The sequence below is a fragment of the Clostridium intestinale genome (assembly GCF_035905475.1).
In the GTDB taxonomy this organism is placed as follows: Bacteria; Bacillota; Clostridia; order Clostridiales; family Clostridiaceae; genus Clostridium_T; species Clostridium_T intestinale.
Window position 1 is genome coordinate 1,241,965 of sequence record NZ_CP121166.1, and the last position, 13,085, is coordinate 1,255,049.

Genomic DNA, 13,085 nt, shown 5'->3' on the forward strand with positions numbered 1-13,085 from the left:
AAGCATTTTGAATAGTATCGAAGATATGGAAAAAGGCACCTATGAGGTTATAAAAAATCGTCTTATTAATCATGGAGCGGATTTAAAAGAGCGAGTTAATAAATTAAATATCGCTAGAAAAGAAACCTTTGGCTCCATAGAAACTAAACTTCTAGGAAGTGAAAGGATAATCACTGAAAACAATTGTGTCCCTAGAGATATGGCCCCGGTAGAGGATTTATTTATCTTTGGATATAATGTTCATATCGGTCTTAAATCAAAGACAGAGCTAAGTGATGTTTTTTCAATTTATAGATATATTGATAAAAAATTTCTAAAACAGCCTCTTGATTTAATAAATAATCAGGATTTTATAAATGATTTCGATGAGCTATATAAGTATTATAAAAACACTTTTTTTGCTAAGTTCACCATAATAGACCCTTATTTTTATATGATTTTTCAAACTGGAAAAAATCCTACAGATATTAAGGTGTTTAAATGGGCAATTGAAGGAAATAAACTTATATATGTAGATAGCAGAAGTGACCATGAGGTAAAATTTAAAAATAAAAGTGAATTCAAATTTGTAAAAGCTACTAGAGACGATCAAAGAAACGGTAGATATCCTCATATTTCAATATTGGACAAGGTCTTTGTTGAAACAATAAGAAAAGACTTAACAATTAAAATTGAGGATAATACAGATACAGGACAGGGAATATATTCAGAACCTGTAGAGGACATGGATCAAAGTCTTGATGACGCTGAAATATATTATGCAGACTTAGATCAACTTATAATTCTTAAAATTAAACCTTATAAAGAAAATGATTTTAGATATTTCATTTTTAATAATAAGCTTAAAACCGTAGTCAGAATAGATTCAATAAAAGATACCTGTATTCTACTTCCAGGACACCATGGAGTGATATTCCCAAAAGGATATTATCTTCAAACTGGAGAATACAAGATATTCGATATAGAAGCTGAAGGTTCAGTCTTTGATCAAATAATTACCTCCTCAAATGGAGAAGATTATCAGTACATTTTCTACAATACAAATAGTGGAGAATATCAAATTTACTCTTATAACATAATCGAGCAAAAAATTGATGTTCCTATAATTTGTAGCGGTTATTCTCATTTTAATAATGGAGAAATGATAGTAGCTAGACAGGAAAGTGAACCAAGAAAAAATCACATGATACAACTATGGCAAACCCCTTATGTAGGAAAAAACTACGTAAGCCAAGGTGATAAGGACTCTATTGTCTATAAAATAGGGAATAAAGATATTGTAAATGCCATGGCTGATTGTAACTCAGTATGTAAACTTGTTGATAAAAAAGATGGATATCAAAGTATTTATGAAGATATAGTTAAAGAGTGCGAAAGGATAATTGACTCCTACTTCTGGTTAGATAAAGAAGAGACCTTCAATTTAAAGGAAGTTCTTTTAGCCTTAAAAGAATCCGCAACCTTTGCTATTGGGGAATATGAAAAAGTATTACGAATTAAGGCATCTACTAAAAAACAAATAGAAGATACTCAAAAATCAACAGAAGAATTGTTAAAGAATATCAAGTATGGAACCTTCGATAATATTGATGAATATGTAAAAGCCTTAGCTGAAATCAGAAATACTAGAGGGAAAATAGCCACACTTAAAGAATTAAGATACACAGACCTTAATGTTGTAAATTCTCTTGATAAGGATGTTAAAGAAAAGTATGATGAATTCTCTACAAAATGTGTTGAGTTTTTATTAGCACCTGAAGGGTTATTACCTTATGATAAAAAAGTTAAAGAGCTGCAAGGGGATATAGTTAAGGTAACTAAGTCTAAAGAGGGTAGAGAACTTGAAGGGAAAATGAATGGAGTTTCAAGTGATTTAGAGCTTCTTATAGATATTATTAGTAATTTTAAAATAGAAGACCCAACAATGACAACAGAGATAATAGAGAAGATATCTTCATTGTTTTCTCTTATTAATAATGGTAAGGCACGACTAAATAATAAAATTGAAGAGCTTACAAAAAATGAAATGACTTCTCAATTTCATTCTCAAATAAAGCTTTTAAGTCAATCTGTAGTAAACTATTTAGATATTTCTGATACTGTAGAAAAGTGTGATGAATACTTAAATAAAGTTATGATTATGATTCAAGAACTAGAAGGAAAGTTTTCCGAGTTCAATGATTATATACTACAATTAAGTGAAAAAAGAGAAGAGATTTACAATGCCTTTGAAAGTAAAAAACAAGCTATATTAGATAAGATAAACAAAAGAATAATTGGTCTTTTTGATTCTGCAGAACGTATTTTAAATGGACTCAGTAGTAGATTGAAAAGTTTCCAAAATGTTTCTGAAATTAATGGATATTTTGCTACTGATATTATGGTTGAAAGGGTAAGAGATGTAATCTCAAACCTTAATGATCTTGGAGACTCTGTAAAAGCCGATGAAATAACATCAAGACTTAAAAAGACAAAGGAAGATGCTGTTCGCCAGCTAAAGGATAAACAAGAACTTTATATTAATGGTGGAAATGTAATTAAACTTGGAAGACACAATTTTTCAATTAACACTAAATCTATTGATTTATCCATAGTTCAAAAAGATGATGCACTATTTTATCATATAACTGGTACAGATTTCTGGGAGAAAATCAATTTATCTTCTATAGAAAAATATAATTATGTCTTTAATCAAAGTGTAGTGTCAGAAAACGACCAGGTTTATAGAGGTGAGTATCTAGCTTATTTACTATTTGAAGAAGCTAAAGCTAAGAGATTTGAATCTATCAAAAAGCTAGAAACTAAATCAGAAGCTCAGCTTATTGAAATAGTACAAAAATTTATGGAGCCTAGATATCAAGAGGGATATACAAAAGGTGTACATGATATAGATGCCTCAAAAATCTTAAAAACACTATTAGAATTACATGAAAAAATTGATTTATTAATCTATAAATGTGAAGCTAGAGCTTTGGCTAGACTATATTGGAACTTTCTAGCTGATAAAAGAGTTAAAGAAACATTAAGGAAACGCTTAAAAGAACTATCTAAGGTTAACTTATATTTTAATTCTTCACCAAATTTAGAAAAATATATTCCCTATTTAGTAGGAAAAATGGAATCACAAAACAATCTTTTAACCTTATTTTCATCAAAAGACATATATGAAGCTTCAGAATATCTTTGCCTTGAGATAATGAAAGGGGAAGAATTCATAATAAGTAAAGAAGCTAAAAATATATATGATGGGTTTATTAAATCCTTAAGAGATAAGAATGTTTTAAATGAATTTTTATCTTCAATAGAAAGCAGCAAGAGTGATCTAGAAGGTCTTTATTATTTAATAAATGAATGTATAATAGCCTATAGAGATGAAGTTTTAAATGATAAAAATAAAGAAGATATAAATTTATCAATATTTGAATCATTAAATAGTGATGAGCTAAATGGAGTGCTAAAAGAGGTTATTGTATTATTAATAGAAAACAAACCTGAACTTGGCCGAGTGATTTATTTAGATTCAAAGGTGAAAATATTAGGACTTATAGGGACTCACTCTGTAATTAATAATGGAGATTATATTTTATCCTATATGAGCTTTATGGATAAGTTAAATGGATTTAAATCTAAAGAAGTTATTGATTTTATTGAGTTTCAAGAAATTAAAAAGAACCTTATAAAAGACTTCAAAGCAAAAATTCATTTAGATGATTATAAACCTGATATTTTAACTTCTTTTGTTAGAAATCAATTAATCGACAAGGTTTATCTTCCTTTAATAGGTGATAACCTAGCTAAACAAATTGGTGCTTCAGGAGACAATAAAAGGACAGATTTAATGGGTCTACTATTACTATTATCTCCACCAGGTTATGGTAAAACCACTTTAATGGAATATGTTGCAAATAGACTTGGGCTTGTTTTAGTTAAAATAAATGGTCCTAGTTTAGGACATGAAGTAACTTCCTTAGATCCTGAGAAAGCTAATAATAGTGGTGCTAGAGAAGAACTTAAGAAACTTAATATTGCATTAAAGATGGGCAATAATGTAATGATCTATATAGATGATATTCAACATTGTAATCCAGAGTTTTTACAAAAGTTTATTTCTTTATGCGATGGGCAAAGAAAAATCGAAGGTGTATACAATGGAGTTAGCGAAACTTATAATCTAAGAGGTAAAAAGGTAGCTGTAGTAATGGCAGGTAATCCATATACTGAAAGCGGAGAGAAGTTTAAAATTCCTGATATGCTTTCAAATAGAGCAGATGTATATAATCTTGGAGATATGCTTATGGAAAATGAAGAAGCATTTAAGCTAAGTTATATAGAAAATGCATTAACTTCAAACCCTGTTTTATCTAAGTTAAGTAATAATAACTCAAAAGACTTGTATGGATTTGTTGAAATGGCTAAGGGAGAACCGAGAGAAAATGTGTCTTTAGAAGGCAACTATTCTGTTGAAGAAATGAATGAATATGTAAATCTTATTAATAAATTATTTAAGGTAAGAGACATCGTATTAAAGGTTAACCTTGAATATATATATTCAGCAGCACAAGCTGAAGAATATAGAAATGAGCCAGCATTTAAGCTGCAAGGTTCTTATAGAAATATGAATAAGATAGCAGAAAAGATTATTCCTGCAATGAATGATGAAGAGTTATTCCATAGAATACTTGCAAGTTATGAAAATGATTCGCAAACCTTAACTACAGGTGCTGAAGCTAATATGCTTAAGTGGAAAGAACTTGTTGGATGCATAAACCAAGAAGAGAAAAAACGTTATGCTGAAATTAAAGCTGTTTTTCTTAAAAATAAGTTAGTAAAAGGTGATGATAAAATAGGGCAGGCTGTTTTAGCATTAAATGGACTTACCGAAAATCTAAGCCTTATAAAAGATATCTTAAACAAAATAAATAACTAAATATAAAAAACAGCAGTCTTTTTAATCAAGGCTGCTGTTTTTCTATTCCAAAACTAAATTAAATCATCTTGTCCATTTACTGTAGTTTGTTCATTTTCATTTATTGGAATAACTATGCACTTTTGTCCATCAATTATCTGAGACTTTATTTGAGGTATCTTTTCAGGTTTTACTTGAAGTATAACATCGTATTTAACTGTATTTTCTTCATCTTCAGAGCCAGTTACTGAAGCTTCTTCTAAGGTCACAGTTTCTTCATCAGTATCCTTATCTAAGGCAACTTCTTGCTTAACAAGTTCAAGCTTATTTTGAAGAACTTGTACCTGTTTTTTTAAGTTTTCTTCTTTATTAAGCTGAGCCTTTACTTTAAGTGCTTTTGAGTCTATAAGGCTTTCAGCTAGAGGAAGATCCTCCCCAAAACTTTCCTCATAAGATTTTTCAATCTTAATAGTAACTTCTTCTGGAATTCCGCTTTCAATTAGTAGATTTTGAACGTCTTTTTTATTTAATATTATAGGCTCTGGATCCACATCTTCATAAGTTGCATTATATTCCTCAATCATTGTGTTTAAATTCTCTTGCACTTCCATAAATATTTTATCAGCCTCATCTTCATCAACAAGTAAGGAATCTTTAATGATAGATTGAAAAGCTTCTTTTTGTATGGTTGCAGTTTGCTTTTTATAACATCCTAAAGCATGTTCCATTAACTCTGGATGAGTTTCTTTAGGATTTTTTGTATAATACATAATGGAATTAACATCAGTACTACGTTCAATAAAAGCAGGGAAAATAAAACCGTTTGTAGGGGCTTCAACCACCCAATCTCTAATACGTGCTTTAATCTTATTTTCTTCTTCAAAATATCTAAGTCCAGGCTCTGACAGAGATACAGGACATGTTGCACATAAAACATACTCATAAACTTCTTCTGACTCATCAATCTTTATGTTATCTTTAGTTTTAGTTATAACATCATAAGCATCATGGAATATAAGAATTAAAAAATTCCCAGTGTAATCATAATTGTCTATAATAGAGTCATAAAATTCATCTAAAATATTATCATCCTTTAGTTTACTATTTTTAAGCTTCATAAGGGAGATTTGTTTTTCATTTACAAACTCCTCATTGATAGGGAAATTAAGCTCTAAAATATTATTGCCTACAGTTCCAGACAAAACTTTTTTTGCTATTTCTAAAAACTTAAAATACTCATCTTCCTCTAGATTTAGAAAGGTTTCTCTGAATTTTAAGAGAACATTTTTTTCTCCATTAACATAACATCCGCACATCTTAGTGAAAGTACAGTAATCTTTTTTAAAACGCTTTTTTAATTCAAGGACGTCTTTTTTTCTCATATATAAACTCCTTAATTTTAATTTCTATTTATTGGTAAATTATTATTTCTATTATTAAGTATATAATCTTTTTTATAGAATTTAAAGAGCTTATTTATGTAAAGTTGAATATTATGCTATACTGTTTATAGAAATTCAAATGGAGATTAATATAATTAAGAGGTATTTTTTTATGATTAAAGTAGTAGTAACAGATATGGATGGAACTCTATTAAATGAAAAGCATGAAGTTTCAGAAGCTTCGCTTGAAGCGATACAAAAGTTATATAAAAAGGATATAAGATTTATTATTTCTACAGGTAGACATTATAAAGGGACAATGAGCACCTTGGAAAAGCATAATTTAAAATGCGACTATATAGTAGCTAGTGGTGCAGAGGTAAGAGATCAAGAATCAAAAATTTTAAAACAGGTTCCAATGGATCATTCTAGCTTCGAAGATATTTTAGATAGAATTAAAGATTTTCCAGTAACAGCAAGATTTTGTTCAGATCAATATGACTATGCTATTGGATCTGAAGAAGAAGTGAAAGAAAGCTTAATTTTAGAGGCCCGCCACTTTTTTTATGATGGAAGTCAAGATGATATTGAATCACTTCCAGAATTTAAACAAAGATTAGATCACGTAAAATGTATTAGTTCAGTAGAGGATTTAAGGAAAGATAATATTTCTATATATAAGATATTTATTTTTTCTCAAGATGAATCTATTATTTTAGAAATAGATAAATCTCTTTCAGATGTTAATGGAATTGCTTCTGCTTCCTCATTTGCATCTAACCTAGAGCTTACACATATAAATGCTCAAAAAGGAATAGCACTAAAGGAGTACATAGAAATACTTGGATATAATATGGATGAAGTTATGGTTTTAGGAGATAGCATGAATGATTATTCTATGTTATCAATGGACTTTGGAGCTACTGTTGCCATGGAAAATTCTATGGAGCAGATTAAGAAAGTCTGCAAATATATGACTAAAAGCAATGAAGAAGAAGGGTTTGCATATTCGGTTGAAAAGATGCTAAAAGGAGAGCTCGAGGAATTAAGAATAAGATAAGTTTTAAATTTGGCTGCTATAAACTAAGAGGTTTGTAGCAGCCTTTTGGTTACTTATAAAATTCATTTAGGTAAAGAATAAAACTTCTTATATTCTTAGGTTCTTAGGAATATAAGAACAAAAATTCTTAAGTTTTTAAGTTCTTATATTCTTAGAGTAAAAATGAAGTTAAAGAAGCCTCTGTTCGGCTTCTACAGAATATCGCGATTTATGAATTTAATGAAGCCTCTATTAGGCTTCTACAGAATAGAGGTGTGTATTTCTTCTCCTGGTTCTATTAAAAGTTTACCTTCAACCTTAAAGTTATTTGCTTTTTCTTTGTCATAAAGAGCCCCAGATTTTAAGTGTACCGGAATAGAATGTCTTGCAGAAACAATCTTTGCACATTCAGCGGCTTCAACTTCATCCATGTTATAAACTCCATCACAAGGAAAAAAAGCATAATCAATATTTAAGGATTTAAGATCATTCATCTCTACTATTTTTGAAGTATCTCCTGAAAAATAAATAAGAACTCCATCAGTTTTAACAAGATAACCAACACATTCTTCCTTAGAATGATTTTTGTTGTAGGCTGGCACAGCCTTAATGTCTATATCTTTTATCTTAAACTCTTTATATTCTCCATTTATAAGTGAATCTGTGTTCATGATTATTTGATATTCAGATTTTTTAGTGGGTTTATCTATTTGATTGTGATCTCCATGCTGATGGGTTACTAATATTATATCAGCAGGCTCTTCGTATCCTTCTCCAGCATAAGGATCAATATATACCACAGTATTTTGGGATGTTATAAGTCTAAAGCTACCATGTCCATTGTAATATAGTTTTGCCATAGGTTTACCTCCTAATTATTTATATGTTTTTATTTTAATACTAATAATTTATAAATGTAAAGGGCTTATAGATATTATGTGCTCCTATAATATTGTTTGAGAGAAGTGTTGATTTTTAGGGTCATTCGTCAATAAAAAATTTTTCTGTTATACTTGGAATAATAGAAACAGGAGGTAGGCTATGTCTTATCAAAAGTGTAAAGAGGAATATATAAGAAGAATTCATAAAGTTCAGGATTACATTGAAAATAATCTAGGAAAAGCAGTGTCTATTGAGGAGCTTTCAAATGTTGCTGGCTTTTCTAAATATCATTTTAGCAGGATATTTCAAGGTGTTTTGCATGAGCCACTTGCACATTACGTGAATAGACTACGCATGGAGAGTTCACTTTTTTTACTTGCACACAGGAAAGATAAAAACATGACCGACATCTCATATGAACTTGGGTTTACTGATTCAGCTGTATTTTCAAGAGCTTTTAAAAATTATTATGGTGTAAGCCCAAGAGAGTACCGCAAGGAATATAGCAAGAATTGCAAAGATTCTTTTTTATTGTCTGAGTACAATAAGAATACAGCAAGGAGTGAGTGGGTAGATAATCTATTGACCGTGCCTGTAGATGTTAGAATATTGGACTTAGAGAAAAAACAAGTAATTTATGTGAGGCATACAGGAACTTATGAGACATTAGAAAAAGAATATGCAAATCTTATTAAAAGGCTACTTGTTAAGGCAAAGGAGCAAAACTGTATTTTAGATGATAATAGTTTAGTACTTGCTATGTATCATGATAACCCTGAATTTGGAGAAGAGAGTCAGTTTCGCACAAGTATATGCCTTACAGTTCAAGAAAGTATTAAGGTTAAGGAAGACGGTATCCTAGGGAAAATGAATTTAGAGGGTGGTCTATATGCAGTTGGGCATTTTGAAATGCAACAGGAACAATATAGTGGTGCCTGGAATTACATGTATCAAGAATGGCTTTCAGGCAATGGTTATGTTCCAAGAAATTCTTATCCCTTTGAAGTTTATCTAAACAATCCCTATGACAATGAAAAACATATCCATAAAGTAGACATCTACGTCCCAATTGAGCCCATTCATTTCTAACATGCTTAAAATCAATTTTGAGGTGAGCATATGAAAGAAATCAAAATTAATGGTGCAAAGATTCATAATCTAAAAAATTTCAATCTAACAATTCCTAAACAAAAGCTAGTAATAATCACGGGCATTAGTGGTTCTGGTAAATCTAGTCTAGCATTCGATATCCTTTTTGAAGAAGGCAAAAATCAGTATTTAAACTCCATAGGCATTTTATCTGTGCTTGATAATGACGACAAGTTTCAGAGCATAGAAGGTATTGGACCAACTGTTGCAGTACGTCAAAATAGTATTAGGCAGAGCAACATCCTATCTACAGTTGGTTCTAAAACTAGAATTTTGAATCAGCTAGCTTTAATTTATGCAAGTGATGGAAAAGCTTACGATAAAAATAATAAACATCTATCTCCAAGCTTATTTCTCTATACAACTGCTGATGGAATGTGTATTAGCTGCCAGGGAAGAGGTTTTTATTATGATATTAATCTAGAAGCTCTAATTCCTGATAAAAAAACATCACTTTTAGACGTGTATGAAAACCTAAAGGTAACAAGTGGATTTTTACGAATTCTTAAGAATAAATACGACATGTATTTTGAGACTCCTTTCTTTAAACTTCCTGAAGACATTCAAGGAGAAGTTATTTATGGAACTTATGAAAATGGTAAACAAAGTTATTGTTTAGAACGTATACTAAGAAATTCCTACGAAAAAGGGGAAGATGTGGAAGAAGTCTATAAAAGGTGTATATGCCAAAAATGCCACGGAGAGAGAGTTAGTAAGGAAGGCAGAAGTTTTTTTCTTCATGGAAAAACAATTGGGGAACTAGGAAATATGACCATATTATCTCTTTTAAACTTCTTAAATGAAATATCTAAAGAAGAGCTATCTCAGTTTGGCAACAAGGTTTTAAAAGATGTTATCAAAAAGTTGGAGTATTTAATTAAGTTTCGTTTAGGGCATCTAACTCTTTATAGAGATATCCCTTCATTAAGTGGTGGTGAATTACAGCGAATTTATCTTCACCTTCATCTCGAATCTAATCTGGATTCTCTTATCTATATATTTGACGAACCAATGGCTGGCTTACATCCATCAGAGAAAGAGAGTATGATTGAAGCCCTAAAAAAGCTGAGAGACATTGGAAACACTGTAATAGTAGTTGAGCATGATAAAGATATTTTAAGTTATGGGGATCACATTATAGAGATTGGTCCTAAAGCAGGAGTAGAAGGAGGAAGCGTGGTTTTTCAAGGAAATTATGAAGATTACAAAAAAGAGAACACCCTTCTAAGTCAATATTTCTTTAAGAAGCTCTTAATACCAAAACGAACTACAAGAAAAACTCTATTCCCTAAAGAAGATTCCATTATATTAGAACATGTCAATACCCATTATTTAAAAGACTTAACAGTAACATTTCCACTTCATGTTATGGTTGGAATATCAGGATTATCCGGAAGTGGAAAAAGTTCTTTAATAGAGGAAACCCTTTTAAAACGCCTTATTAGTTTCAAAAAATATTCACATAAAGATAATATAAAAGGAGCAGAGCGAATTAGTGGATTTATAAAGATATCTCAAGATCCCATAGGAAGAAATATAAACTCAACACCAGCTTCTTATATTGGTATATGGGATAAAATACGAGAAATCTTCTCAAAACTACCTGAGGCAAAAGTCAAAAACATGAGTTCTGGACATTTTTCTTTTAATTCTAAAGGTGCATGTGAAGATTGCGGAGGTAGCGGTTACGAAAAAATATTTCTAACCTCTGATTTTTCAGTAGATAAGATTTGCAAAACTTGTCAAGGCAAACGATTTAATGAAGAAAGTCTTTCTATATATTATAAAGGTAAAAACATAGCAGAAGTTTTAGATATGAGTATTACAGACGCTATTGTCTTATTTGCCGAACATAAAAGTATTCTAAAGCCACTAAATATATTGAATCAGATTGGAATGGGGTATTTGACTCTTGGTCAACCATCCTCTTCTTTAAGTGGTGGTGAGGCTCAGAGAGTGAAACTTGCAAAAGAACTTGGACGTCAGTTAAAAGGGAATATTCTCTATGTGCTTGATGAACCAACAGCTGGGCTTAACCTATACGATACGGCTTTGCTATTAAAACTATTAGATAAGCTAGCTGCAGGCGGTAATTCAGTTATTGTAATTGAACACAATGTAGAAGTTTTGAAAAGCTGTGATTATATAATTGAACTTAGTCCAGAAGGAGGAGACAAGGGCGGAGAAATCATTGCAAAGGGTACCCCAAATAGTCTTATAGAGAATCCTAATTCCAAGACAGGGAGGTATCTTCTATGAATCAGAGAAAAAAGATAGAATTTGAAAGGTTAATAAGTACTAACTATAAGAATATTGCAGGCATTATCGTACAAAAAAACGGTAAACTATTATATGAAAACTACTTTAATAAATATACTGCCTCTAATCCAGTGCATATAGCATCAGTAACAAAAAGCATTTTTTCTGCATTAATTGGTATTGCCTTAGAGAAGAAACATATAAAAAGTTTAGATCAAAAAGTATTGAATTTTTTTCCTGATTACAAAATTTTAGAAGGAGAAAAAGCTATACAGAATATCACAATTAGACATATGCTTACTATGACAGCTCCCTATAAATATAAAAAAGAGCCCTATGAGAAGTTTTTTGAGAGTGATAACTGGATAGAAGCTGCACTTGATTTATTAGGAGGGAAAGAGCCCACTGAAAAATTTACCTATTCAGCAATAATAGGAACACATATCCTGTCAGGTATTTTAGTAAAAGCAACTGGACAATCAGTTTTTGATTTTGCAAAAGAAAATCTATTTACTCCACTAGAAATCAGTGTTAAGCAAAATATCAGATTAGTAAGTAAAGAAGAGCATATGTCTTTTTTTAAAGATAAAAATATCAGTGGCTGGGCTACTGACCCACAAGGTATAAATTCAGCAGCTTGGGGTCTTACACTAACCCCTATAGATATGGCAAAGATAGGTCAACTATATCTAGATAAAGGACTATGGAATGGCAAAAAAATTCTTCCTAAATGGTGGGTAGATAAAAGTACAATAGAACATAGTAGGTGGGGTAAACTATCTTATGGATATCTTTGGTGGATTATAGATAATAATAAACATATCTATGCAGCCATAGGAGATGGAGGGAATGTTATTTATATAAATGAAAAGGAAAAACTAGTTATTTCTATAGCATCTCTTCCTAGCGAAAAAGCTAAAGATAGGATAAAACTTATAAGAGAGTATATGGAACCCTTGTTTGAATTTCAAATTTTTTAATATTTTAGTAAAAATATTAAAAAATTAATAGTAAATAATAAAAAAATGAAGTCATATTACTATTCAAGGTTTCTTTAGAAAACTTAAATTCAGTATTCCAGAGTACAAAAAAATCTCTTTAGATGAATATGAAAGTTGGGTATTTTTACAGATTGATGGCAATAATAGTGTGAAAGATATTGGAGAAAGTTTAGAAACAAAGTATGGTGAGTATGCTCATCTTCTTTATGAAAGACTATTGTTATTCTTAAATCATATAGACACTAATTGTCACTATATAGAAAATTTAGATTTATAATAAAAAAGCATTTTCCTTTTGTTAAGGAAGATGCTTTTTATTATGTTGTTACAAGCGATGCACTAGTTGAAGCAAATACATACACAAATTATCAGCAATATCTTAAATGCCAAATTTTAAAAAATGATGTTATAAAATCTCATAAATACTTGGTTGCAACTAAAAGTTGATAAAAGGAAATCGTCAGTTA

The 13,085-nt window shown here is 30.3% G+C and carries 7 protein-coding genes and 1 pseudogene; 6 read left to right on the forward strand and 2 right to left on the reverse strand.

Annotated elements, in window-relative coordinates:
• The first annotated feature begins 7 nt into the window (after positions 1-7).
• Positions 8-4,927, forward strand: a complete 4,920-nt coding sequence (locus tag P8F83_RS06460) for a DNA repair ATPase (RefSeq protein WP_326513952.1) — start codon at positions 8-10, stop codon at positions 4,925-4,927.
• Positions 4,928-4,980: 53 nt separating this feature from the next.
• Here the strand turns inward: P8F83_RS06460 and P8F83_RS06465 are convergent, their stop codons facing one another.
• The gene (locus P8F83_RS06465) at positions 4,981-6,288 is read right to left on the reverse strand and encodes a DUF4317 domain-containing protein (RefSeq protein ID WP_326513953.1); all 1,308 of its coding nucleotides are present in this window, start codon (positions 6,286-6,288) and stop codon (positions 4,981-4,983) included.
• Positions 6,289-6,460: 172 nt separating this feature from the next.
• Here P8F83_RS06465 and P8F83_RS06470 point away from each other — a divergent pair, with 172 nt between their 5' ends.
• A complete protein-coding gene (locus tag P8F83_RS06470) occupies positions 6,461-7,348 on the forward strand; it encodes a Cof-type HAD-IIB family hydrolase (protein ID WP_326513954.1) in 888 nt (295 codons plus the stop codon).
• 239 nt (positions 7,349-7,587) lie between these two features.
• Here P8F83_RS06470 and P8F83_RS06475 read toward each other — a convergent pair whose 3' ends face one another.
• The gene (locus P8F83_RS06475; RefSeq protein ID WP_326513955.1) at positions 7,588-8,187 is read right to left on the reverse strand and encodes an MBL fold metallo-hydrolase; all 600 of its coding nucleotides are present in this window, start codon (positions 8,185-8,187) and stop codon (positions 7,588-7,590) included.
• Between the two features lie 181 nt (positions 8,188-8,368).
• Here P8F83_RS06475 and P8F83_RS06480 point away from each other — a divergent pair, with 181 nt between their 5' ends.
• From P8F83_RS06480 to P8F83_RS06495, 4 genes and pseudogenes are all read left to right on the forward strand, one after another.
• Positions 8,369-9,298 (forward strand): AraC family transcriptional regulator, encoded by a 930-nt coding sequence (locus P8F83_RS06480; protein ID WP_326513956.1) that lies wholly within the window; start codon positions 8,369-8,371, stop codon positions 9,296-9,298.
• Positions 9,299-9,328: 30 nt separating this feature from the next.
• Positions 9,329-11,617 (forward strand): excinuclease ABC subunit UvrA, encoded by a 2,289-nt coding sequence (locus tag P8F83_RS06485; protein WP_326513957.1) that lies wholly within the window; start codon positions 9,329-9,331, stop codon positions 11,615-11,617.
• Positions 11,614-12,597 carry a serine hydrolase domain-containing protein gene (locus tag P8F83_RS06490; RefSeq protein ID WP_326513958.1) on the forward strand — a complete coding sequence of 328 codons (984 nt, stop codon included), beginning with the start codon at positions 11,614-11,616 and terminating at the stop codon, positions 12,595-12,597. Before P8F83_RS06485 ends, P8F83_RS06490 begins: the two co-directional genes overlap by 4 nt.
• Positions 12,598-12,658: 61 nt before the next feature.
• Positions 12,659-12,895, forward strand: a pseudogene (locus P8F83_RS06495) (PqqD family peptide modification chaperone); the annotation flags it as partial.
• Positions 12,896-13,085: the final 190 nt, after the last annotated feature.